Here is a 23,852-nt window from a genome sequence, read left to right as displayed (position 1 = left end):
CACCCACCCACTCGATCAAGGAAGAGGGAAGAGCGTGAACATCGACTCGATCACATCGACTCTGCTCCAGCTCGACGTCGAACTTCCCTCATGGGCGTTCGGCAACTCAGGGACCCGATTCAAGGTCTTCGCTCAGCCTGGAGTGCCGCGCACGCCCTACGAGAAGATCGATGACGCCGCGCAGGTGCACAGATACACCGGCAGTGCCCCGTCCGTCGCGCTGCACATCCCTTGGGACAAGGTGGAGGACTACGCAGAGCTTCGCCGCCACGCCGAGCAACGCGGCGTGCGACTGGGCACGATCAATGCGAACGTGTTCCAGGACGACGACTATCGCCTGGGCAGCGTGACCAATCCCGATCCGCTCATCCGCAAGAAGGCCGTTGCCCACCTGCTCGACTGCATCGACGTGATGGACCAGACCGGCTCGCGTGATCTCAAGCTCTGGTTCTCCGACGGCACGAACTATCCGGGCCAGGACAACATCCGGGCCCGGCAGGACCGCCTGGCCGAGGCCCTGCACGCCGTCTACGCCCGGCTTGGCGACGATCAGCGGCTGATCCTGGAGTACAAACTCTTCGAACCCGCGTTCTACACGATGGATGTCCCGGACTGGGGAACCTCCTTCGCCCACTGCCTGGAGCTGGGTGAACGGGCCAAGGTGTGCGTCGACACCGGCCATCACGCACCAGGGACGAACATCGAGTTCATCGTCGCTTTCCTGCTCCGGGCGGGCAAGCTCGGTGCCTTCGACTTCAACTCGCGCTTCTACGCCGACGACGACCTCATGGTCGGTTCGGCCGACCCGTTCCAGCTGTTCCGCATCCTGCACGAGGTGTCCCAGGGCGACGGCTTCGATCCGCGTACCGAAGTGGCCTTCATGCTCGACCAGTGCCACAACATCGAGCCGAAGATTCCCGGGCAGATCCGATCGGTGATGAACGTCCAGGAGGCAGCCGCCAAGGCACTGCTCGTCGACACCGATGCCCTGCAGCGGATGCAGAACGCCGGTGATGTTCTCGGCGCGAACGCCGTCCTGATGGACGCCTACAACACCGACGTCCGTCCGATGCTGGCCGAGCACCGCCGAAACCTCGGGCTCGACCCCGATCCGATGGCCGCTTACGCCGCCTCCGGCTACGCGCAGCAGATCGTGGCCGAGCGAGTCGGCGGATCGCCGGCCGGCTGGGGCGCCTGACTCCGCCGGCTCGAGACCGAACCCGATTCGCCGCACAGACAAAGGAACCGCAGATGGCCGACGAAGCAACCACCGTGGCACAGCTCATCGCACGATCCAACGCGCTCGGCGCCGACCCTCGCAACACCAACTACGCCGGCGGGAACACCTCGGCGAAAGGGACGGCGATCGATCCGGTGACGTCGGAGGAGGTCGAACTTCTCTGGGTCAAGGGCTCCGGTGGAGACCTCGGCACGCTGACGCCGGCCGGGCTCGCCGTGCTTCGGCTGGATCGTCTGCGTTCGCTCGTGGAGGTCTATCCCGGCGTCGAGCGGGAGGACGAGATGGTCGCCGCGTTCGACTTCTGCCTGCACGGCAGGGGTGGTGCGGCTCCGTCAATCGACACGGCCATGCACGGACTCGTGGCCCAGCCGCACGTCGACCACTTGCATCCCGACTCCGGGATCGCGCTGGCCACCGCAGCCGACGGTGAGCGCTTGACGGCCGAGTGCTTCGGTGACCGGGTCGTGTGGGTGCCGTGGCGCCGCCCCGGTTTTCAGCTCGGCCTGGACATCGCCGCCATCGCCGCGCAAAACCCGCAGGCAATCGGCTGCATCCTCGGCGGCCACGGAGTGACGGCGTGGGGGGCGACCAGCGAGGAATCCGCCTCCCATTCGCTGGAAATCATTCGCACCGCCGAACAGTTCATCGCCGAGCGGGGCAGGCCTGAACCCTTCGGGCCGCCGCTGGCCGGCTATGCACCGCTTCCGGAGACGGATCGGCGTGCTCGCGCTGCTGCTCTGGCGCCACTCATCCGAGGGTTGGCTTCGACGGACCGTCGGCAGATCGGGCACTTCTCCGACGCCGAGGTGGTCCTCGACTTCCTTCAGGCCACCGATCATCCCCGGCTGGCGGCACTGGGTACCTCCTGCCCCGATCACTTCCTGCGAACCAAGGTCAAGCCGCTCGTGCTGGATCTGCCGCCCACCGCGCCGATCGAGGACGTGACCGCCCGGCTGCGGGAACTGCACGCCGCCTACCGCGCCGACTATGCCGCCTACTACGACAAGTACGCCAGCGCCGACTCCCCGGCCATGCGCGGCGCTGACCCCGCGATCGTGCTCGTCCCCGGCGTGGGCATGTTCTCCTTCGGCAAGGACGCCCAAACGGCTCGAGTGGCCGGGGAGTTCTACGTCAACGCCATCAACGTGATGCGTGGCGCCCAGGCGCTTTCGGTGTACGCCCCGATCGACGAGTCGGAGAAGTTCCGCATCGAGTACTGGGCGCTGGAGGAGGCCAAGCTCGCCCGGATGCCCAAGGCGAAGGCGCTGGCCACCCGCGTCGCGCTCGTGACCGGGGCCGGTTCCGGGATCGGCAAGGCCATTGCCCATCGGCTCGCGGCCGAGGGCGCGTGTGTGGTGATCGCCGACCTGAACGCCGGCAACGCCGCCGCCGTGGCCGCCGAGATCGGCAACAGCGACGTCGCGGTGGCCGTGACCGTAGACGTGAGCAGCGAGGAACAGATCGCCCTGGCCTTCGCGCAGGCATCACTGGCCTTCGGCGGTGTCGATCTGGTCGTGAACAACGCCGGCCTGTCGATCTCGAAACCACTGACCGAAACGACCCTGCGGGACTGGGACCTGCAACATGACGTCATGGCCCGCGGCTCCTTCCTTGTCTCACGGGAGGCCGCCAAGCTCATGCGCGCCCAGGGCTTCGGCGGCGACATCGTCTACATCTCCTCCAAGAACAGCATCTTCGCCGGACCGAACAACGTCGCCTACGGGGCGGCCAAGGCCGACCAGGCGCATCAGGTGCGCTTGCTGGCTGCCGAGTTGGGCGCGGACGGCATCCGGGTCAACGGGGTCAACCCCGACGGGGTCGTTCGCGGATCGGGAATCTTCGCCAGTGGCTGGGGCGCAGAACGCGCGGCCGTCTACGGTGTCCCCGAGGAGGAGCTCGGTGCCTTCTACGCTCAGCGCACGCTACTGAAGAAGGAGGTTCTGCCCGAACACATCGCGGACGCGGTCTTCGCCCTCACCGGTGGGGAACTGGCGCTGACGACCGGGCTGCACGTACCGGTCGACGCAGGTGTCGCGGCGGCGTTCCTGCGCTAGGAACGCGACCGAGCCCGCACTGCACGTCGGCCTCCGATCGAGGACTGATCCGCCGTTGCCAGCCGAGACAAGGACTGCCGTGAGCCCACCGCCAGCGCATTGTGTCGCCATCGACCTCGGCGCCTCGTCCGGACGGGTGCTGTCCGCGACGGTCTCCGCCGATGCGTTGACCCTCGTGGAGCTGCACCGCTATCCGAACCTGCCGGTGCGCGTGGCCGGTTCGCTGGAATGGGATGTGCTCTACCTGTATCGCGAGGCCCTGGAGGGTCTGCGGCGCGCGCGCCAGGTTCACGGCCCGGTCGATTCGATCGGCGTCGACTCCTGGGCCGTCGATTACGGACTCATCGCCGAGGATGGCCGCCTCATCGGCAATCCGGTGCACTACCGTGATCTGCGGACAGCCGGTGCCGCGGACGCGGTCTTCGAGCGATTGCCGCGCCAGATCCTGTATGAACGCACCGGCATTCAGCACCTGCCCTTCAACACGGTCTTCCAGCTGGCGGCCAGTCTCGACGCTCCGGCGATGCAGATCGCGCGCGAGCTCCTGCTCGTCCCTGACCTGTTCAACTACTGGCTGACCGGGGTTCGCACAGCCGAATACACCAACGCCACGACCACCGGCCTGGTCGACGCGCACACCCGGACGTGGTCGCCGGAGATTCTCGCGACGCTTGCCGGGGTCGCGCGCCTGCTGCCCGAGATCGTCGATCCCGGCACGGTGTTGGGGGCGCTGCGCCCCGAGGTCCAGGAGAGCACTGGCCTGGATGCGTCGTCCCGGGTCGTGTGTGTCGGTTCCCACGACACCGCCTCGGCCGTCGTCGGAGTGCCGGCCGAGGGGGAGGGCTTCGCCTACATCTCCTGCGGAACCTGGTCGCTGGTCGGGTTGGAGCTCACCCGACCTGTGCTGACCGACGCCAGCCGCCGAGCCAACTTCAGCAACGAAGGCGGCGTCGACGCAACCACCCGTTTCCTGCGCAACGTCATGGGCTTGTGGCTGCTGCAGGAGTCGGTCCGCAGCTGGCAGGCGGCGGGCCAGACGGTCGACCTCGCCGCGCTCATCGGCTCGGCGGCCACGCAGCCGGGCCATCGCAGCCTGATCGACCCCGACGACATCCGCTTCCTGCCGCCGGGAGATATGCCCTCTCGAATAAGGGAGTACTGCGCCGAGACCGGGCAGCCCCAACCCGCCACCCAGGCCGCGGTCGTGCGGTGCATCCTGGACAGCCTGGCTCTGGCGTATCGCAGAACCGTGCGCCAGGCCGCCGAGCTCTCAGGCACCGACGTCAGTGTCGTCCACGTCGTCGGAGGCGGCGCTCGCAACGGCCTGCTGTGCCAATTGGCCGCTGACGCAACGGGATTGCCCGTCCTGGCCGGACCCGTGGAAGCGGCGGCGATCGGGAACGCGCTGGTGCAGGCCCGCGCGATCGGCGCGATCAACGGGCACCTGTCAGACCTGCGGCGGATCAGCAGCACCGCCGAACCCGTCACCCGCTTCCGGCCGAGTGGGCAGGAGCGGGATTGGGCCGCGGCCGAGGCGCGGATCTACGGTTGAGTCGTCCCGGGGACGGACAACCCCGGCCGGCGATACCCTGAAGTCCCCTCACCGGTTGGATGGCCCTGGCCCATGAATGCCGACGCAACGAGCAGGCCGCGGCGCAATCGCCGGCCGCGAGATGAGCTGGGACGTCCGCTGCCCTACGGCAGCCCGGGTGAGTTCGTCGACGGGGAGCCCGTCGTCCGCTCGTCCGAGCAAGCCCTGCTGGAGGCCGACCGGCTGTTTCGAGCCGGCCGCCCCTTCCACGCCCACGAGGTCCTGGAGGACGCCTGGAAACAGGCGCCGGACAGCGAGCGGGAGCTGTGGCGCGGGCTGGCTCAACTGGCCGTCGGGGTGACCCACGCCGCCCGTGGCAATCGCGTGGGAGCGCTGGCGTTGCTCAGGCGCGGAAGCGCCGCGCTCGTCCCGTACGAGGCCGGCACCTCGGTCGACCTCGATGTGCACGCGCTGCGGGCGTGGTCGCGCGACGAGCAGGATCGCTGCTCGGCGCAGGTGCCGGTCGTGCTGCCTGCGCCGCCCCTCATTCGCTGATCGATGGTCAAAGAATGTCGGCACATGGACGCCGTGTCAAGCGCTGCGGGAGCGGTGACACAGGGGCGGTCGTGAGACGATCGCCCCTGTGTCCCGGAGGAAGAATCAGAGCGAGCGCCGAGCCCAGATCGTGGCCGCGGCCCAACGCGCGATCGTCAAGCTCGGCCTGTCCTCCGTGCGGTTGCGGGACGTCGCCGACGAAGCCGGCCTGACGTCCGGTGCGGTTTTGTACTACTTCAGCGAGCTGGACGCCCTCCTCGTCGAAGTACACCACCAAGCCAAGGAACGTTTCTGCCGCCTGCGGGAGGAGGCCGTGGACGCGGTCGACGATCCCTGGGAGAAGCTGGTCGTGGCCTTGCGGGGTGGCCTTCCTAGCGGGCCGGACGACGAGCTCGTGCGGGCGCTCTACGAGTTCGAAGGCACGGCGTTCCGGGACAGCAAATTCGCTGCCCTCACCCGTTTATACTTTGAACGTCAGGTAGGCATCTATCACTCGATCATCGTCGCCGGGCAAGCGGTCGGCGCGTTCGACACCGCCGCGCCCGCGCGAACCGTTGCCCGGAACATCGTCGCCCTGGAGGACGGCTACGGCTTCTACGTCGTCCTGGACGAGTACGACATCGACGCCGGCACAGCCGAAGAGCTCATCCTCAGCTACGTCCGCACGGCTCTGAGCGCGCCGTGACGTGCTCGTGCAAGCCCCGATTGTGAGAGCGAGGAATCATGACCGACGCGGCCAACAGCCCCGCGCAGACCGTGATCATCGGCAACGTAGAGGTAGCTCGGCGGTTGTGCGCGTCGCTGGTCGAACAGGGCCTGCCGGTCACCCACCTGCCCGAGCCGACAGACGGTGAACTGCGCGCCGCCCTGACCGCGGAGGTGTCGGCGGTGGCGGTGCTGGTGCGGGGCGACGTCGTGGCCCTCAGGTACGCGCTGCTGGTCGAGCATGTGCGGCCCCGGGTCAGGCTCGTGGCAACGGTATTCGACCGGACCGTGGCCGAGCAGTTGATCCGGGCGGTGCCGAACTGCACCGCCACCTCACCGGCCGACGTCTCGGTCGCCTCGATCGTCGGGGCGTGCCTGGGCGAACTTGCCGTGATTCGCGACGAGCAGGGCCGGGACCGGACGGTCAGCGACCATCGCGACGGTCCGGTCGAGCGGCCCTGGCGGCCCGGTCGCGGGCGAGTGCGGACCATGCTGTCGGCACTGTCTCGGCAGTTGCGCCCGCACGACATCACCAGCCGGGTTCTGCTGGGTGGGCTGCTCGGGCTGTTGCTCACGCTGTTCGTCGACTGGGTGCTGCTCTCGACCGCACTTCACGAGCCCGTCGTCCGGTCGATCTACGACGCGACCAGGGTGATCGCCACCGTCGGACCGGGGGAGGGTCGACAGTCACCGATCTGGTACCTGGTCGTCTCCAGTTTCGGCATGCTTGCGACGATCGTGTTCACCGCCCTGTTCACAGCCGGGCTGGTCGACCGGACCCTGTCGACCCGAAGTATCGGCCTGATCGGTTCCCGGACCCTTCCGCGCCGCGACCACGTCGTCGTCGTCGGTCTGGGCCAGGTCGGCCTGCGGTTGTGCATGCGGCTGAGGGAGCTGCACGTACCGGTGGTCGCGGTCGAACGTGACCCGCAGGCGGCGAACCTCCGGCTGGCCAAGGCGGCCCGGATCCCGGTGCTCATCGCCCATGCCGAGGACCGCGCGGTGCTGGAGCGGCTGTCGCTGGGCCGGGCCCGAGCACTGGCCGCGATGGGTTCGGACGACCTCGACAACGTGGAGGTCTCCCTCGCCGCGCTCGCGGTCGCTCCTGAGATCGCGGTCGTGCTCCGAGCCGGCGACGACGACGTGATCGCCGAGACGCGCTCGTTGTTTCGCATCGGCCAGGTCAGCGACGTGTCGACCCTGACCGCGCAGGCGGTCAGCCTCGCGCTGTCGGACGTCGACTATCGCCTCGTCTACGTGCGCGATCACCACGCGGCGGTCTACCCGCCGGGTGCCGCCGATGCGCGCCGGCCGGTACGGGCGACCGCACGCTGCGATTGCCCCTCGCGCTGAGCCGCCGCCCGGTCAGATCGCCATCCGGCGGGTGATCGATGCGGCGGCCACCTTCAGCGCCGAGGCGAACCGTTGCGGATCGCTGCGCACGGTGCTGGTCACGATGGCCAGGGCCGCGATGACCTGCCGTCCCTGGCCGTAGACCGGGACCGCGAGCGAGCAGGTGCCATACCCCAGTTCCTCAGCGGTGCGCGCGTACCCGAGCCGCCGGACGGTCGCGAGTTCTCGCAGCATGCGGCCGCGTTCGGTGATGGTGTACCGGGTGATCAGGGTCAGCTCGTCCAGGCACGCCTCGACGACGTCGCGGGGCGCCCAGGCCAGCAGGACCTTGCCGACGCCGGTCGCGTGCAGCGGCAGCGGGGCACCGGGCCGGCTCAGCGTCGGGACCGACGCCCGGCCGTGGATCCGTTCGACCCAGAGCGCGTGCCGACCCTCGCGTACGGCGATCTGGACGTTCTCGTGGGTGGCTTCGTAAAGATCTTCCATGGCCGGCAGCGACGCCTCCCGCAACTGCCGGGCCACCGGGGCAAGCGTGCCGACCTTCCACAACCGCCGACCGACCACGTAACGTCCGTCCGCCTCACGCTGCAGGGCATCCCAGGACTCCAACTCGCCGAGCAGCCGGTGCGCCGTGGACACCGGCAGCCCGGCGGCCGCGGCGATCTCGCTCAGCGTCAGTCGGTGATGCTGCTCGTCGAACGCGGCGAGGATGGCCAGTACGCGAGCGGTCACCGAGGGTCGGGCGGTGGTGGTCAGGGGTCCTCCTACGAATCGGGTCGGTTTCCGTCAGACGGAAACCGATCGTATCGCTGCGGCCACTGGGCTGGGAAGCTGTCAGTACCCGCCCGCCCGCCTGATCTGGAGCCTCCGTGCCCGTCGTCGTTCGAAACACCCCGCGTACCGCCCTGGAGTTCGTCGACGGACTCGCGGCGGCTGGAACCGCCACCGTCCACGAGGCGCAGGGACGGACCGGCCTGCTGCATCACCGGCTGCGGCCCATCTATCGGCCGGCCAGGATCGCCGGCACGGCGCTCACCTGCACCGTCGCGCCGGGCGACAACTGGACGCTGCACGTAGCGGTCGAACAGGCCCAGACCGGCGACGTGCTCGTCGTGACCCCGACCAGTCCGTGCGACGACGGCTATCTGGGTGATCTGCTGGCCGAGAGCCTGCGGGCGCGCGGAGTGCGCGGCGTGATCATCGACGCCGGCGTGCGGGACGTCGCGACGTTGACCGAGCTGGGTTTTCCGGTGTGGTCGAAGGTGATCAGCGCGCAGGGAACCGTGAAGGAGACCCCGGGCGACTGCCAGGTGCCGATCACCATCGCCGGTGTGTACGTCCGGCCGGGAGATGTCATCGTGGCCGACGACGACGGGGTGGTCTGCGTGCCTCGAGAAAACGCCGGGGCGGTGCTGGACAAGGCCCGGTCCCGCGAGGACAACGAGGCGGCCAAGCGCTCGCGGTTCGCCGCGGGCGAGCTCGGGCTGGACGTCTACGGCATGCGTGAGCGGCTCGCCGCCAAGGGCTTGCGGTACGAGGACTGGTCGCAATAATGACCCAGACGCCGTGGCAGCTTCCGGCTCCGACCCAGACCGCGATCGCCTGCGACGTGATGCGCGGGGGCACCTCCAAGGGGCTGGTCTTCGACCGTGCCGATCTGCCGACCGGCCGAGCCGAGCGTGACGCAGTCCTGCTCGCCGCGATGGGCTCACCCGACGAGCGGGAGATCGACGGCATGGGAGGCGCGCACCCCCTCACCTCGAAGGTCGCCGTGGTCTCGCGCTCGGCACGCCCGGACGCCGACGTGGACTACCTGTTCCTGCAGGTCTGGCCCGACCGGCCCGAGGTGTCGGACTCGCAGAACTGCGGCAACATGCTCGCCGCCGTCGGGCCGTTCGCGATCGAGCACGGCATGGTCGAGGCGCGCGACGGCCTCACGCCCGTCCGCATCTGGATGCAGAACACCGACACCCTCGCGACCGCCCATGTCCGCACTCCCGGTGGTGCGGTCCACTACGACGGCGAGGCCGCCATCGACGGCGTGCCGGGACGGCATGCCCCCATCCCGCTGGAATTCGCCGACACCGCGGGGTCCTCCTGCGGCGCCCTGCTGCCGACCGGCAACGTGGTCGACGAGATCGCTGGCCTGTCGGTCACCTGCATCGACAACGGCATGCCCGTGGTGTGCCTGGCCGCGGCGGACTTCGGTCTGAGCGGTACGGAGACCCCGGCCGAGCTCGAAGCGATGACCGACGTGCTGGAGCGCATCGAACAGGTGCGCCTGGCCGCCGGGCCGCTGATGAAGCTGGGTGACGTGACGGCCAAGACCGTCCCGAAGATGAGCCTGCTGTCCGCGGCCACCGCTGGCGGCACGGTGTCCACGCGCACGCTGATCCCGCACCGCGTGCACGAGGCCATCGGCGTCCTCGGTGCCGTGTCGGTGGCGACCGCATGTCTGCTGCCCGGTTCGGTGGCCGAAGCCGTCGCCCAGGCGCCCGAGCCGGACGGGACCGCCGACGGCCCGGTCGATGGGGTCCTCGATGTGGTCGTCGAGCACCCGACGGGATTCTTCACGGTCAGCCTCGACGTCGACCGTTCCCAGAACCCTCCAGAGGTTCGCCGGTCCGCGCTGCTGCGCACCGCCCGGCTGCTGATGCGCGGTCACGTGATGGTGCCGGCCGCCACGTGGAGCGCGGGAGCAACCGGATGACCCGGGTGCTGCTGCTGGGTCTCGGGGAGGTCGGGCGCATCCTGGCGGAGGATCTGCGCACCGCCGGGATCACCGACCTGACGTCGTGGGACACCGCCTTCACCGATCCGCGCAGTTCGGCGGCTCGCCACCTCAGTGGGCTCGGACTCACCGCGGCCTCCTCGGCCGGTGAAGCCGCTGCCGGCGCGGAGCTGGTCATCAGCGCGGTCACCGCGGCCCAATGCGTCGCTGCCGCGCGCTCGGTGCTGCCGCAACTGGGGCCCGGTGCGTGGTTCTTCGACCTCAACTCATCCTCTCCAGGCCACAAGCAGGCCGCCGCGGCCGAGATCGAGGGAGCCGGCGGGCGCTACGTCGAAGCGGCCCTGATGTCCCCGATCGGTCCGAAGCGCCTGGCGTCGCCGTTCCTGCTGGGCGGCCGGCACGCCGCGGAGTTCGCCGCGCTGGCCGGTGATTTCGGCATCGTCGACACCACGGTCGTGTCGGAGGAGATCGGCCGGGCCGCGGCCACGAAGCTGTGCCGGTCGGTCATCGTGAAGGGGCTGGAGTCGCTGCTCGTCGAATCCCTGCTGACCGCGCGGCGGTTCGGGGTCGATCGCGACGTGCTCGACTCGCTGCCCAACATCCTTCCGCCGGCGGACTGGGAGGCCGTGGCCGGCTACTTCATCTCCCGCTCGCTGCAACACGGTCGACGGCGTGCCGAGGAGATGGAGGAGGCCGCGGCCACGGTGTCCGAGGCCGGCGTGGACCCCTACATGTCGCTGGCTGCGGTACAACGCCAACGGTGGGCCGCGGGCTTTCCCGAGGCCGGTCAGGCCGGCTCGACCACCGCCATGGTGGACGCCCTGCTGCACGCCATCGACCACCCCGAGGAGACGACCGCGTGATCATCGACTGTCACGGCCACTACACGACCGCGCCGACACCGCACAACGACTGGCGCGACAGTCAGCTGCAGGCCTTCCTCGACGGCCGCGCCGCCCCGGCGTATCCGCAGATCTCCGATGAGGAGATCGTCGAGACGATCGAGCTGAACCAGCTCAAGTTACTGCGCGAGCGGGGCGCGGACATGACCATCTTCTCCCCCCGGGCCTCGGCCATGGCTCATCATCAGGGCGACCTCGCCACGGGCATCGAATGGGCCCGGGCCTGCAACGATCTCATCGCCCGCGTCGTCGGCCTGTTTCCGGAGACCTTCATCGGAGTCGGTCAGTTGCCGCAGACCGCGGGGGAGCCGGTGGACGCGGCCGTGGCCGAGTTGCGGCGCTGCGTCGAACTCGGCTTCGTCGGCGTGAACCTCAATCCCGATCCGAGCGGCGGGCGCTGGAATTCTCCGCCGCTGACCGACCGGTACTGGTACCCGGTGTACGAAGCCATGGTCGAGCTCGACGTGCCCGCGATGGTGCACGTTTCGGCCAGTTGCACCCCGGTCTTCCATGCCACCGGAGCGCACTACCTCAACGCCGACACGACTGCGTTCATGCAGCTCCTGCAAGGTGATCTGTTCGCCGACTTCCCCGAGTTACGGCTCGTGATCCCGCACGGCGGTGGCGCAGTGCCCTACCACTGGGGCCGCTTTCGGGGGTTGGCCGACATGCTCGACAAGCCGCCGCTGTCGACCCACCTGATGCGAAACGTCTTCTTCGACACCTGCGTCTACCACCAGCCCGGCATCGATCTGCTGTTCACGGTCATCGACGTCGAGAACATCCTGTTCGGATCGGAGATGGTCGGCGCCGTGCGCGGAATCGACCCGACCACCGGGCAGTACTTCGACGACACGAAGCGCTATGTCGACGCCGCCGACCTCACCGAGGTCCAGCGCGCGCAGGTGTTCGCCGGCAACGCCCGGCGCGTCTACCCGCGTCTGGACGCCTCGCTGACGGCACGGGGTCTGTGATGAGTTCGACCTTCACTCCCGACGCCGACTGGTTGGCCTACCACCCGAACCCGAGCAAGCCGAGGTTCCAGCCCCCGGCCGGCGCGGTGGACGCGCATTGCCACGTGTTCGGTCCGGGCGCGCAGTTCCCCTACGCGCCCGAGCGAAAGTACACCCCGATCGATGCCGGTAAGGACGAACTCTTCGCCTTGCGCGACTTCCTCGGCTTCGATCGGAACGTCGTCGTGCAGGCGACCTGCCACGGCGCGGACAACACGGCGATGCTCGACGCTCTCGTCGCCGCCGATGGCCGGGCTCGGGGCGTGGCGACGATTCGGCCCTCGATATCGCAGGCCGAGCTCGACGACCTGCACGCCGCCGGCGTCCGTGGCGTGCGCTTCAACTTCGTCAAGCGACTGGTCGATCCCAAGCCGGACGCCTACTACCGCTCCCTGGTCGACCGGATCGCCCCGCTGGGCTGGCACGTCGTGGTCTACTTCGAGGCGGCCGATCTGGCCGAGCGCTGGGGTCTGTTCACGTCCCTGCCGGTGGACGTCGTGGTCGATCACATGGGCCGGCCCGACGTCAGCAAACCCGTGGACGGACCCGAATTCGCGCAGTTCCTGCGGTTCATGGACGACAATCCAACCGTGTGGAGCAAGGTGAGCTGCCCCGAACGGATCTCGGTGACCGGTCCACCGGAGTACCTCGACGTGCGCCCGTTCGCTCGTACCGTGGTGGAGCGGTTCCCGGATCGGGTGCTGTGGGGTACCGACTGGCCGCACCCGAACATGAAGGCTCACATGCCCGACGACGGTGCGCTCGTCGACGTGATCCCGCACATCGCGACGACCGCGCACCTGCAGCAGAGCCTGTTGGTCGACAACCCCAACCGCCTGTATTGGAAGGACTAGATGGTGGACAACTCCGAACTCGACGACCTGCCCGGCACTACGGTGTTCACCGCCGAGCGTTCCCGCCAGGGCTTCCCGCTCAACCAGATGTGCATGAGCCTGATGGCCGCGGCGAACCGCGAGCGCTTCCACGCCGACGAACGGGCCTACCTCGACGAGTGGCCGATGTCGCAGGAGCAGAAGCAGGCCGTGCTCGACCGCGACTTCCAACGGATGCTGGACCTCGGCGGCAACGTGTACTTCCTGTCCAAGATCTTCGCCAGCGACGGACTGAGCTACGTTCAGGCCGTCAGCACCATGACGGGCATGACCGTCGAGGAGTACCAGGCGATGATGCTGGCCGGCGGGCGCAGCCCGGACGGCTGGCGTTCCAAGAGCGAGAGGGCCTGACATGGCACGCATCACGGCCGGACTGGCCACCAGCCACGTGCCGGCGATCGGCATGGCGATCGATCTGGGCAAGACTCAGGACGCCTACTGGCAGCCGTTGTTCGCAGGATATGAGTGGACACGCTCGTGGGCCGATGCCGCGCCGCCGGACGTGGTGATCCTGGTCTACAACGATCATGCCTCGGCCTTCGACCTGACGATGATCCCCACGTTCGCGCTCGGGACGGCGGCGTCGTTCCAGCCGTGCGACGAGGGCTACGGCCCCCGCCCGGTTCCGGTCGTGCAGGGTCACCCCGAGTTGGCCGCCCACCTGGCGCAGTCGCTGATCCTGGACGAGTTCGACCTCACCCTGATGAACCAGCTCGACGTCGACCACGGCCTTACCGTGCCGCTGTCGCTGGTGTACGGACAGCCAGAGGCCTGGCCCACAAAGGTGATTCCGCTGGCGGTCAACGTCGTGCAGTACCCGCCCCCGACCGGGAACCGGTGCTTCAACCTGGGTAAGGCCATCCGACGGGCGGTGGCCTCGTACCCCGAAGACCTCAGTGTGCAGGTGTGGGGGACCGGAGGGATGAGCCACCAGATCCAGGGCGCTCGCGCCGGACTCATCAACCAGGAATGGGACAACCGCTTCCTCGATGCGATCGTGAGCGACCCGGCGGCGGTTGCCGCGATCCCGCACATCGAGTACCTGCGGGAGGCCGGATCAGAGGGGGTCGAGATGGTCATGTGGCTGATCATGCGCGGTGCGCTCAGCGATGACGTCGAGGCGTTGCACCGCTTCTATCACGTGCCCGCGAGCAACACCGCCGTCGGACATCTCGTCCTGCAGCCACAGCCCTGACCAGAACTGGCCAGTCCTGACCAGTCCCGGCCAGTCCACACCCGATACAAGCCCGACCAGTCCCGACCAGTCCCGACCAGTCCCGACCAGTCCCGACCAACGATGAAGGCAGACCACCCATCATGCGAATCGCACTCGCCGGCGCCGGCGCGTTCGGAATCAAGCACCTCGACGCCCTGACGGCGATCGATGGTGTCTCGGTCACCTCGGTGATCAGCCGCCGCCTCGACCAGGCCCGGGAAGTCGCCGACAAGTACGGCGCGGCGCACGCGGGCACCGAACTCGTCGAGGCGCTGGAGCGCGACGACGTGGACGCGGTCATCCTGTGCACGCCCACGCAGTTGCACGCCGAGCAGGCGATCAGTGCGATGCGGGCGGGCAAGCACGTGCAGGTCGAGATTCCGCTCGCCGACTCGTGGGCCGATGCCCTGCAGGTGCAGCGTGTCCAGCAGGAGACCGGACTCGTCTGCATGGTCGGCCACACCCGGCGCTTCAACCCGTCCCACCAATGGGTCAGGCGGCGCATCGAGGCGGGTGAGTTGTCGATCCAGCAGATGGACGTCCAGACGTACTTCTTCCGCCGTACGAACATGAACGCGCTCGGCCAGCCGCGGAGCTGGACCGACCACCTCCTGTGGCACCACGCCGCGCACACCGTCGACCTGTTCCAGTACCAGACAGGGCAGAAGGTCACGATCGCCAACGCGGTCCAGGGGCCGATCCATCCCGATCTCGGTATCGCAATGGACCTGTCGATCCAGTTGCGCACCGAACAGGGTGCGATCTGCACCCTGTCCCTGAGCTTCAACAACGACGGCCCGCTGGGCACTTTCTTCCGCTATATCTGCGACAACGGCACGTTCATCGCCCGCTACGACGATCTGGTGACCGGCAAGGAGGAGCCGATCGATGTCTCCGGCGTCGACGTGTCGACCAACGGCATCGAGCTGCAGGACCGCGAATTCGTCGCCGCGATCCGGGAGGGCCGAGAGCCGAACTCCAGTGTGTCCTCGGTGCTGGACTGCTACCGAGTGCTCGGGGACCTGGAGCGCCAGCTCGCCACGCAGGTCTGACCCGCGGGGGCCCCAGCCTGCGCCGAGGCCCCTTCCTCGCCCGTCCTAGCCTTGGACAGCGCCGGCCCGCGCGATCGCGGCGTACACACCGGCGCTGGGCTTGGGGCTGCGCTCGAACGTCTGGCGGTCCACGGTGTGCAGCCCGAGCTGCTCGCTGTAGCCGAAGATCCATTCGAAGTTGTCCATCAGCGACCAATGCAGGTAGCCGAGGACGGGTACACCGTCCTCGATCACGTCGAGCAGTCCGGCCAGCGACGGTTCGAGCTGAGCGGCCCGGCGGGTGTCGTCGGCGGTGGCCATGCCGTGCTCGGTCACCAGCACGGCAACGCCGCTCGCGGCCTGGACGTAGCGCACCGCCCCGGCGAGCGAACCCGCATCAACGCCGCTGTACAAGCCGCCGGTCGACGCTGAACCGTCAGCTTCGACCTGCCCGTTGCCGTCGTAGTAGGCGCGTTCGTAGTTCTGCACCCCGACGAAGTCGTCCGCCGCCGCCAGTTCGAGCCAGGGACCGTAGACCTCGGCCCGCTTGCGATCGCGCAGGGACGAATCGTCGCCGACCGTGACGTCGTCCACGACGGCGATGCTCAGCCCGACCGGCAACCCGGGTACGCGCCGCTTGAGGGCGGCCTTCGCGGCCCGATGTCCGGCGGCCATACCCTCACCGATGGCGTCCAACTCCTCCGGCAGCACGACATTGGCCAGGCGGTACCGAGGCACCCCCGCTGCCTCGCTCGCCGCGGCCAGGGTGGCCCGTTCCAGGTCCCGGACGAACTGGGGCAGGTTGATCCAGGTGAGCAGCCGGGGCAGGTTCGGCTCGTTCATGGTGACGGCGTAGGCGATCCGGTCACCGAAGCGGGCCGCCACCTGGTCGCAGTAGCGGGCGAACACCTGCGGGGCGTCCGGGTCCAGCCAGCCCCCGCGCTGGGCGAACCAGTGCGGCGAGGTGAAGTGGTTGAGCGTGACGATCGGGGCCAGACCACGGGTGATGCAGTGGTCCACGATCGCCTCGTAGTGAGCCAGCGCCTGCTCCTCGATCGTGCCTTCGACGGGCTCGACCCGAGCCCACTCGACCGAGAACCGGTAGGCGTTCAGACCCATGTCGGCGGCCAGGTCGACGTCCTCCCGCCAGCGCAGATAGCCCTGGCAGGCCGGGCCCGACGGCTCACGGAACACGCTCGGCGTCACCCGTTCGGCGAACCAGGTGTCGCTGTCGACGTTGTCGCCCTCCACCTGGTGTCCGGCGCTGGCGACGCCGAACAGGAAGCCGGGCGGGAAGGGTCGTGCGCTCATGAAGGACTCCCTAGTACGGGCGCGGGCTCAGCCGGCGCGAACAGAACGAAACGAAGGATCAAGCCCGCCGCGGCACTGATGGCCACGACGAACACCAGCGACCACGGTGAGCCGCCGATACCGGCCAGCGGGGCGGCGGCCGAACCGGCGGTGAACTGGCAGATGCCGATCAGACCGGAGGCCGAGCCGGCACGCCCGCTGGCCGCGGCCATGCCCAGTGCGGTTGCGGTGGGCATGACCAGGCCGAGACAGGCAATGGCCAGGAACAGTCCACCCAGCACTATCGGCAGGCTGTGGCGCGCGACGCCGAGGGCCAGCAGCCCCGCGCCGCTGAGCGCCGCGAGTTGGCCGGTGACCAGCAGCCGCTGCGGGTCCACCCGGCCGACCAGGTGACGGGTGGTCCAGGAGAAGGCGAACAGGCCGACCGAGTTCAGCGCGAACACGAAGCTGAACTGCTGCGGTGACAGGCCGAAACTGTTCTGGAGCATGAAGGCCGAAGCGCCGATGTAGCCGAACAGGTACCCGCCGGCGGCCGCCATCGCCGCCACGTAGGCGAGGAACCGGCGATGGCGCAACAGCGGGGTGAGATCGCGCAGGATCGACATGGGGTGGGCCGGGACGCGCTGCTCGGGCGGCAGCGTCTCGGGCAGCACCCGCCAGCCGAGCGCGGTGAGCAGGACGGCGGCGACAGCCAGCACGACGAACATGCCTCGCCAGGACATCACGTGCGCGAGGGCCCCTCCGGCCACCGGCGCCAGGACCGGGACGATCGACACGACCGCGCTCAGCGTCGCGAAACCCCGGGCAGCCGCGGAGCCGGGATAGACGTCGGCCACGATCGCCCGGGCGACCACGATGCAACCGGCGGTGGCCAGGCCCGCGACCAGGCGGATCACCAGCAGCGTGGCGATGTTCGGCGCGAGCGCAGCCGCCAGATGAGCCACCGCGTAGGTGGCGGCGCTGGCCAGCAGCGGGGTCCGGCGGCCGAGTGCGTCGCTGATCGGGCCGATGAGCAGCTGCCCGACGGCGATGCCCACCAGGACCGCGGAGACCGTCGCGGCTGCAGCAGCGCTGCTGGCCTCGAGATCGCGCCCGAGGGATGGCAGCACCGGCAGGTAGACATCGGTCGTCAGGACGGTCAAGGAGCTGAAGGCCGCGAGCAGGGCCACCAGGTGGCGGGGTGGCGGCGTCACCGGCGGCGATCGAGAAGTTCGAGGAGGTTGCCCTCCGGATCGGCCACGAAGGCCATCCGCACGCCGGGCTCTGGAGAGGGCCGCGGGCTCATGACCGCTCGCGCGCCGAGGGACACCAGCCGGTCGAAGTGGCCGTCGACATCCTCGACGTCGAAGGCGATGTGGCCGAATCCCTCGGTGAGCACGGCAGCGGGTGGGGTGTCGGCCCGCAGTCCGGGAGCCGAACCGGGACGATGCAGCAGCTCGAGGCGGTCGCCGCCCTCGGGGTGGACGAGCATGACGATGTCGAGCTCGAAGGCCTCCAGCCGCACGGCGAGGTCCCGGATGTAGCCGAAGGCGTCGATGTACCAGCGCTCGGCGGCGTCGAGGTCGGCGACGTTGAGCCCGACATGATCGAGTGTTCGCGCCCGAGACTCAGCCATGGTGGTTGAGCCGATCGGGCGAGCTGACGAGGTAGGACGCGATCCGGCGGTGTGGGTCTCGAACGGCTCGGATCTCCGTCAGCCGCTGAAAATTCTCATCGGTCAGGAACCGGTCGGGGCGCCGGGTGAAGTCGGTGTCCCCGAGGTATACCCCGACGCCGCCGTTGCGGGCGATCGCCGCGGTCTGTTCGTGCACCCGGGCGCGGTATCGCTCGTCCTCGGCCGCGTCCTGGTAGATGAGGTAGGTGGCCACGTAGACGTTTCCCTCGACGGAGAAGGCCATATCCGGCAACGCGCGCACCGGTGCCCAGCCATACCAGATCGAGAACGAATGTTCGGTGTCCAGACCGCGCCAGATGTCCAGCAGCAGTGGAGCGAGGACGTCGGCGGAGGCGTCGGACCACGCGCAGTCCACGGCGTAGCGATAGCCGTCCGGGTTCTGGGCGATCTGGGCGTCGCTCTCCTGGGCCAGCGTGGTCGGGCCGGTGACCCGGCCGAGTTCGCGCCCGGCCACCGGGCACTCGCCCAGCCCCTGCAGCAGCGCCCGGACCTCGGTCTCGGATTGGCCCATACAGGTGGTGTGCAACAACAGCACGGTGCCGCCGGGGTGCTCGACGCCGGGGTAGAGCGGCACGTCGGGAAGCCGGGTCGCCGCCAGTACTGGTTCGACGCGGCGGTCCAGGCTGGGCAGGACCTCGTGCAGCCAGTGGACGACCCGCTCCGCGTCGTCGAGGTGGAAGGTCCACGTGTCCTGCCACATGACGGGCGGTTGTGGGTAGGTCTGCAGGTGGAAGCGCACCACCACACCGGGAAAGCCGGGCCCGGCACCGCGCGCTGCCCAGTACAGATCGGTGTTCTGTTGCGCGTCGGCGCGAATCAGGTCCCCGTCGGCGGTGACCACGTCGACGGCGACGACGCTCTCGCAGGCCCAGCCTTTGAGCCGGCCGTTCCAGCCCTGCCCGCCCTGCAGCAGGTAGCCGCCGATGCCCACGGAGGCGCAGTGGCCGCCGGGAAAGGACCGGCCACGCTCGGTCAGGAACGGCGCGAGCTCCAGCGAACCCATCGTCGCCGGTCCCGCCGCGACGATCCCGGTCGCATCGTCGTAGTCGAGGGAACGCAGCGCGCCGAGGTCGAGCAGCAGGGCGTCGTCGTGCACGCTCCACGCCGCCCAGGAATGACCGCCAGAGCGCACGCTGATCGTCCAGCCGCGCTCGGCCGCCAGCCGAACACCGGCGACGACGTCGGTCTCGTCGACCACCTGCAGGATCGCGGCGGGATAGCGTTCGGGCTTGCGGGCGTTGAAGATTCGTCCGACGCGGGCCTGCTCGTAGCCCTCGTCGCCGGGAAGGTAGAAGGCGCCCTTCACCGCGATCGTCATCCCACCACCGCCGCGCCGCCGTCCACCGCGATGTCCACACCGCTGATGTGGGAGGACTCGTCGCCGGCCAGGAACAGGATCGCGTTCGCGACGTCCAGTGGCTGGCCCCACTTGCGCAGCGGCACCCGCGAAAGGATCTGCTCGGCCGGGCTGTCCGCCCCGCGCAACAAGGGAGTGGTGTGTGGCGTCTCGGTCATCGCGGGACTGACCGCGTTGACGCGGATACCGTGCGGACCACCCTCGATGACGAGCTGCCGGGTCAGCGCCAGCACGCCGCCCTTGGCCGCGCCGTGGGCGTTCTGCGGCATGAACCAGGCACCTCGGGAACCGGAGATGGAGCCGATGTTGACGATGCTGCCGCCGCCTCGGCCGACCAGGTGGGGCCACGCCGCCTTGGTGACCAGGAAGACGATGTCGAGCTCGTTGCGGATCGTGAAGGTCCAGTCCGCATAGGACAGTTCATCGATGGCGCCGAAGCGGATGGACGACGCGTTGTTGACCAGTATGTCGATCCCGCCGCCGATGGTTGCGGCCTGCTCCACCCAGCTCTGGGCGCCGGCCTCGGTGGCCAGATCGACCGGGGCGATCGCGTCCATCCGGCCGCCCGCGGCACGTACCTGAGCCACGGTCTCCTCGGACGGAGTGGGGTTGAGATCGCAGCCGATGACGTGCGCGCCCTCGCGGGCGAAGAGCTGGGCCGTGGCGCGGCCGATCCCGCCACCGGTGCCGGTGACGAGGGCGACCTTGCCCGCGAGCCGTCCGGTCACGCCGGGTGCTCCTGGCTCGGACCGGCATTGTCGCTGCTAGGACCGTCGGCGCCGTCGCGCCCCTCCGCCTCGGCGAGCGCGCCGCCGCCGAAGTTCGTGTCGTGGTCGAGGGTCAGTCGCAGGATCGGGTAGGCCGTGGCGCGCATCTCGGCTTCGTAGCCGCCGATTGCCGCCAGGAGTTCCGCCTCGCCGCGACCGACCTGGTCCAACCGCTCGACCAGCAGCGCCGCGTCGTGGAGCGAGAGGTTGGCACCCATGCCCAGCGTGGGCAGCATGCCATGGGCGGCGTCGCCGGCGACGGTGACCCGCGACGGTTCCCACGACTCGGCCGGTTCCAGGTAACCGAACGGGATCGCGAAGATCGAGGACGGGTCCATTCCCGCGACCAACCCATCGGCCGCGGGGTGCCAGTCCGCGACAGTGGCTCGCATCGAGTCGCGCAGCAGCAGTGGTGTCTCGGCTGTCCATTCGGCGGCTGGTGGAACCACCGTTCCCGGAGACACGCTGCAGCTGACCATGACGTAGGCGGGTACGGGATCGAGGCGTACGTCCGGGGCGATCTCGGAGGCGGCCTCGTCGGCGAGTTGCCGGGGCCGGAAGGTGGCGATCAACAGCCGGGTGCCCTTTCGGTCCACCGCCATCAGCACGCCCTGATTCAGGATGTCGGGCATCAGGTCGTCGAGTTCGGGCGTGAGCGGAGTCCGGCCGTACACGCCGATTCCCCTTATCCCGGTGGGGATTACCGGCACGTCAGGCAACAGCTGGGTGCGCACCGCCGAGCGGATGCCGTCGGCGCCGACCAGCACGTCGCCGCGCACCGTGCTGCCGTCGGCCAACGTCACGCTCACGCCGTCGTCGTCCTGACTGAAGGCCAGGACCGCGTTGCCGCTGTGGAGCCGGTCGCCCAGGCGGGCCGACAGCACCTGCCGCAGGGTGCGGCGGTGCACGCCGGTGTGTGGCACCGGTCCGTCGTTCGGCGGTCCCATGTGCGGGCGCGAGCTGAGCTCGCGCAACTGGTCGTCGAGCACGATCGATTCGGGACGGTCGTAGCTCTGGCGCGAGGTCTGCAGGTAGAGCTCGTACAGGTCGTCGGGTAGACAGCGGCGCAGCGCGTTGCCGCCGATGGCGTTGAAGTGCAGGTAGTACCCCTGCTTGCGGTCGAGGTCGGCGTCGCGCTCGAACACCTCCACCGAGTGCCCGGACTTCAACAGGCCCTGGGCGGTGGCCAGGCCGGCCAGGCCGCCCCCGGCGATGAGGACGTGCAACGGTCGTGCAGCAGTCATCTTGATATCCGTTCCGGTCTCAGGCGTGCTCAGGTCGGACGATCAGGTCGGCGCCGTCGTAGTCGGCGGCCCGCTCGGTGATCGTGTCGCGCACCTTGGCGTGGCGTTGCGCGGTCTGCAGGATCTCGTCGTAGTGGGCGCTCTTCTCCGCCATCGAGATCACCGAGCAGTCCAGGTCCGTCCAGTCGATCGTGAAGTCGTCGGCGAGCCTGCCCTGCGCACCGCACGTGGCGCAGTCGACGCTGCGGCCGTGCAGCTCGATGACGCTGAGATGGCACATCGGGCACAACCCCGGCTCGCCGACGTAATCGGCCTCGTCGAAGGACCGCCCGAGTTGCCGTGCCACGTTGCGGCCCAACCGGGCCGATCGGCCCATGGCGTCCTCGTCCAGCACGACGGACTTGGGCGTGCCGGCCCCGGACACCACGAACTGGTCGACGACTGCGGTCTGCATCGAGAAGGTGAGGATGTGCATGGTCGGCAGGGCCAGGGTCTTCCACTGCGGCGTCAGGGCACCGCCCACGGCGATGAACCCGCCGACCCGGGGCTTGAGCACCCGCTCGTCCACGCGGAAGGGGACCGCCGGCTCCTCGCCGGAAGCCCGCATCGCGATCAGCTTCTCGACGATGGCGCGGTCGGCGTTGGGCCCGAGGAGCCGGTCCATGAGCAGCTTGAGTCGAGCCGGAACGACGCGGCTGAAGATGGGCGCGCTGACGATGAACCCGTCGGCCTCCATCAGCCGCTCCCAGAACCACCAGGCGTCATCGGGTTCTTTCGGTCCGGGTCCCAGGGGCAGGTGCAGGTCGTCCAGGCGGACCAGTTCGACGTCCGCGCCCTCGGCGGCGGCGGCGCGCAGCGCCTGGACGAGCACGATCTCGGTGTTCCCGCCGGGCGAACCGGCATTGAGGCCGAGCACCTTGTGCGGCATCGTTGTCTCCTCGTTGTTGGTCTGGACAAGGGCGTTGGTCGTGGGCGCCGGTGCGGTCGCCCTGAGCAGCCGGGTCAGGGTGCGATCGGTCTCATCACGTCCGCGCCGTCCCACCCGTCGGCCAGCGCACTCAGGCGGGCGTGCATGCCCAGGATCGGCGCACCGGCGCGATGCACCTCGATGGGGTGCGGGAACAGCGATCCACCGTCGTGCCAGGCGACGTTGACCTGGCCGAGGTTGGCGGTGTGGATCAGCGGGCAGCCCAGGGCTTGCAGCCGCGCGGACTCGGCGGGCAGGTCCTCGACCACCCAGCTGACGTGGCCCACGTCGCCGGTGCGGATCCGGTAGGCGGCGGCCAGCTCGGGGTGCACGCTGTGGACCTGGGCCAGTTCGAGCACGATCGGCCCCCAGGCGGCGAAGGCGGCGGTGTGGTCCAGGTAGGCGGGATCGGCGATCTCGGTGCCGTCGGCGAGGGTGAAGGAGGCGAAGCGGACGTGGCGATCCACCAGGAACGGCCCGACGCCGAGGGTGCGGACGGCGTGCTCGACCGCCGTGTCGAGGTCGGAGACCCAATACCCGATGTGGTGGAGCGGGCGCGTCACTGGCGTCCTCCATTCTTGGCAACTATGTTCATTCTATGGAAGTGATGTTCTCAGAGTGAAAGTATGACCCTGGAACTCGCCCACCGGAAGACCCGACGCACCAGGAGTCCCCATGAAAATCACGCACTACGGCCACGCCTGCCTGCTGATCGAGACCGCTACCGCCCGGCTGCTCATCGATCCCGGCACGATGTCGTCCTTCGCCGAGGTACGTGACCTCGACGCCGTTCTGGTGACCCACCAGCACCCTGATCACCTCGACGTCGCCGGGCTCACCGCACTGCTGGGCGCCAACCCGCGGGCCCAACTGGTCCTCGATCCGGACTCGGCCGCCGCCGTGCCCGATCTGCCGGAGGGCACCGTCGCTTCGCCGGGTCAGCGGTTGACCTTCGGCGCGAGCACGGTCGACGTCCTCGGCGGCCTGCACGCCGCCGTCTACGGTGACGTTCCCGGTTGCACCAACTCGGCCTACCTGATCGACGACGGCGCCTTGCTGCACCCGGGCGACTCGTTGTTCGTCCCCACGCAGGACGTTGACGTCCTGGCCGTCGCGATCGACGGGCCGTGGCTCAAGCTGGCCGAGGCGGTGGACTACGTCCGGGCGGTCGGGCCGCGAGTGGCGCTGCCCATCCACGAGGGTGAGACCACCGACCCCGCGAAGTACGCCGGCATGCTGCAGGCCTTCAGCCCGGCCGGGGTCGTCACCCGCCTCACGGCCGGTGAACCGAGCGAGCTCTGAGTCGA

At 69.2% G+C, this 23,852-nt stretch carries 24 protein-coding genes; 15 read left to right on the top strand and 9 right to left on the bottom strand.

The annotated features are described in order from the left end of the window. The first annotated feature begins 34 nt into the window (after nt 1–34). The 6 genes from rhaI (at nt 35) to M6D93_RS14110 (ending at nt 7,438) form a co-directional block, all read left to right on the top strand. Complete coding sequence (rhaI, locus tag M6D93_RS14135) at nt 35–1,198, top strand: L-rhamnose isomerase (protein ID WP_249769961.1); 1,164 nt, start codon at nt 35–37, stop codon at nt 1,196–1,198. 53 nt (nt 1,199–1,251) lie between these two features. Next, nucleotides 1,252–3,294 carry a bifunctional aldolase/short-chain dehydrogenase gene (locus M6D93_RS14130; RefSeq protein ID WP_249769960.1) on the top strand — a complete coding sequence of 681 codons (2,043 nt, stop codon included), beginning with the start codon at nt 1,252–1,254 and terminating at the stop codon, nt 3,292–3,294. Nucleotides 3,295–3,373: 79 nt separating this feature from the next. Then, nucleotides 3,374–4,846, top strand: a complete 1,473-nt coding sequence (locus M6D93_RS14125) for a rhamnulokinase (RefSeq protein ID WP_249769959.1) — start codon at nt 3,374–3,376, stop codon at nt 4,844–4,846. Between the two features lie 72 nt (nt 4,847–4,918). Further along, nucleotides 4,919–5,380, top strand: a complete 462-nt coding sequence (locus M6D93_RS14120) for a DUF309 domain-containing protein (protein WP_249769958.1) — start codon at nt 4,919–4,921, stop codon at nt 5,378–5,380. An 88-nt stretch (nt 5,381–5,468) separates the two neighbouring features. Then, on the top strand, nt 5,469–6,065 hold the full coding sequence (locus tag M6D93_RS14115) for a TetR/AcrR family transcriptional regulator (protein ID WP_249769957.1): 597 nt from the start codon (nt 5,469–5,471) through the stop codon (nt 6,063–6,065). Nucleotides 6,066–6,103: 38 nt separating this feature from the next. Next, nucleotides 6,104–7,438, top strand: coding sequence for an NAD-binding protein (locus M6D93_RS14110; RefSeq protein ID WP_249769956.1), 1,335 nt, complete (start codon nt 6,104–6,106; stop codon nt 7,436–7,438). 12 nt (nt 7,439–7,450) lie between these two features. On the opposite strand, the gene M6D93_RS14105 is transcribed toward M6D93_RS14110, so the two are convergent. Beyond that, the gene (locus M6D93_RS14105; RefSeq protein WP_249769955.1) at nt 7,451–8,170 is read right to left on the bottom strand and encodes an IclR family transcriptional regulator; all 720 of its coding nucleotides are present in this window, start codon (nt 8,168–8,170) and stop codon (nt 7,451–7,453) included. Between the two features lie 137 nt (nt 8,171–8,307). Between M6D93_RS14105 and M6D93_RS14100 the strand changes: the two genes are divergently transcribed. The 8 genes from M6D93_RS14100 (at nt 8,308) to M6D93_RS14065 (ending at nt 15,245) form a co-directional block, all read left to right on the top strand. Beyond that, nucleotides 8,308–8,991, top strand: a complete 684-nt coding sequence (locus M6D93_RS14100; protein WP_249769954.1) for a 4-carboxy-4-hydroxy-2-oxoadipate aldolase/oxaloacetate decarboxylase — start codon at nt 8,308–8,310, stop codon at nt 8,989–8,991. Continuing rightward, a complete protein-coding gene (locus M6D93_RS14095; protein ID WP_249769953.1) occupies nt 8,991–10,148 on the top strand; it encodes a 4-oxalomesaconate tautomerase in 1,158 nt (385 codons plus the stop codon). Before M6D93_RS14100 ends, M6D93_RS14095 begins: the two co-directional genes overlap by 1 nt. Further along, entirely contained in the window at nt 10,145–11,032 is an 888-nt protein-coding gene (locus M6D93_RS14090; RefSeq protein WP_249769952.1) for a DUF1932 domain-containing protein, read from the top strand. The genes M6D93_RS14095 and M6D93_RS14090 overlap by 4 nt, the downstream gene beginning before the upstream one ends. Then, a complete protein-coding gene (locus tag M6D93_RS14085; protein WP_249769951.1) occupies nt 11,029–12,045 on the top strand; it encodes an amidohydrolase family protein in 1,017 nt (338 codons plus the stop codon). The genes M6D93_RS14090 and M6D93_RS14085 overlap by 4 nt, the downstream gene beginning before the upstream one ends. Next, entirely contained in the window at nt 12,045–12,938 is an 894-nt protein-coding gene (locus tag M6D93_RS14080) for an amidohydrolase family protein (protein ID WP_249769950.1), read from the top strand. The genes M6D93_RS14085 and M6D93_RS14080 overlap by 1 nt, the downstream gene beginning before the upstream one ends. Then, nucleotides 12,939–13,328, top strand: coding sequence for a protocatechuate 4,5-dioxygenase subunit alpha (gene ligA / locus M6D93_RS14075; protein ID WP_249769949.1), 390 nt, complete (start codon nt 12,939–12,941; stop codon nt 13,326–13,328). It abuts the gene before it with no gap. Nucleotide 13,329: 1 nt separating this feature from the next. After that, nucleotides 13,330–14,172 (top strand): class III extradiol dioxygenase subunit beta, encoded by an 843-nt coding sequence (locus M6D93_RS14070; protein WP_249769948.1) that lies wholly within the window; start codon nt 13,330–13,332, stop codon nt 14,170–14,172. Between the two features lie 122 nt (nt 14,173–14,294). Then, nucleotides 14,295–15,245: a Gfo/Idh/MocA family oxidoreductase gene (locus tag M6D93_RS14065; RefSeq protein WP_249769947.1), complete on the top strand. Its 951-nt coding sequence runs from the start codon at nt 14,295–14,297 to the stop codon at nt 15,243–15,245. A gap of 45 nt (nt 15,246–15,290) precedes the next feature. Here the strand turns inward: M6D93_RS14065 and M6D93_RS14060 are convergent, their stop codons facing one another. The 8 genes from M6D93_RS14060 to M6D93_RS14025 all read right to left on the bottom strand — a co-directional run bounded on the left by M6D93_RS14060 (nt 15,291) and on the right by M6D93_RS14025 (nt 23,108). Next, nucleotides 15,291–16,535, bottom strand: coding sequence for a family 1 glycosylhydrolase (locus M6D93_RS14060; RefSeq protein ID WP_249769946.1), 1,245 nt, complete (start codon nt 16,533–16,535; stop codon nt 15,291–15,293). Then, nucleotides 16,532–17,728, bottom strand: coding sequence for a Bcr/CflA family efflux MFS transporter (locus M6D93_RS14055; RefSeq protein WP_249769945.1), 1,197 nt, complete (start codon nt 17,726–17,728; stop codon nt 16,532–16,534). The genes M6D93_RS14060 and M6D93_RS14055 overlap by 4 nt, the downstream gene beginning before the upstream one ends. Then, entirely contained in the window at nt 17,725–18,150 is a 426-nt protein-coding gene (locus M6D93_RS14050) for a VOC family protein (RefSeq protein WP_249769944.1), read from the bottom strand. The genes M6D93_RS14055 and M6D93_RS14050 overlap by 4 nt, the downstream gene beginning before the upstream one ends. Then, nucleotides 18,143–19,528, bottom strand: coding sequence for an FAD-binding protein (locus tag M6D93_RS14045; RefSeq protein ID WP_249769942.1), 1,386 nt, complete (start codon nt 19,526–19,528; stop codon nt 18,143–18,145). The genes M6D93_RS14050 and M6D93_RS14045 overlap by 8 nt, the downstream gene beginning before the upstream one ends. Further along, entirely contained in the window at nt 19,525–20,295 is a 771-nt protein-coding gene (locus tag M6D93_RS14040; RefSeq protein WP_249769941.1) for an SDR family NAD(P)-dependent oxidoreductase, read from the bottom strand. The genes M6D93_RS14045 and M6D93_RS14040 overlap by 4 nt, the downstream gene beginning before the upstream one ends. After that, nucleotides 20,292–21,578: an FAD-dependent oxidoreductase gene (locus tag M6D93_RS14035; protein ID WP_249769940.1), complete on the bottom strand. Its 1,287-nt coding sequence runs from the start codon at nt 21,576–21,578 to the stop codon at nt 20,292–20,294. Before M6D93_RS14035 ends, M6D93_RS14040 begins: the two co-directional genes overlap by 4 nt. A 19-nt stretch (nt 21,579–21,597) precedes the next feature. Then, nucleotides 21,598–22,506 carry a flavodoxin family protein gene (locus tag M6D93_RS14030; RefSeq protein ID WP_249769939.1) on the bottom strand — a complete coding sequence of 303 codons (909 nt, stop codon included), beginning with the start codon at nt 22,504–22,506 and terminating at the stop codon, nt 21,598–21,600. Nucleotides 22,507–22,580: 74 nt separating this feature from the next. Then, complete coding sequence (locus tag M6D93_RS14025) at nt 22,581–23,108, bottom strand: VOC family protein (RefSeq protein WP_249769938.1); 528 nt, start codon at nt 23,106–23,108, stop codon at nt 22,581–22,583. Nucleotides 23,109–23,220: 112 nt separating this feature from the next. Between M6D93_RS14025 and M6D93_RS14020 the strand changes: the two genes are divergently transcribed. Continuing rightward, nucleotides 23,221–23,847: an MBL fold metallo-hydrolase gene (locus tag M6D93_RS14020; RefSeq protein ID WP_249769937.1), complete on the top strand. Its 627-nt coding sequence runs from the start codon at nt 23,221–23,223 to the stop codon at nt 23,845–23,847. The last annotated feature ends 5 nt before the right edge of the window (nt 23,848–23,852 follow it).

The organism is Jatrophihabitans telluris (assembly GCF_023516435.1).
Taxonomy (GTDB): Bacteria; Actinomycetota; Actinomycetes; order Mycobacteriales; family Jatrophihabitantaceae; genus Jatrophihabitans_A; species Jatrophihabitans_A telluris.
The sequence above is the reverse complement of the archived record's forward strand: the minus strand, read 5'-3'. Positions and strand labels throughout refer to the sequence as shown.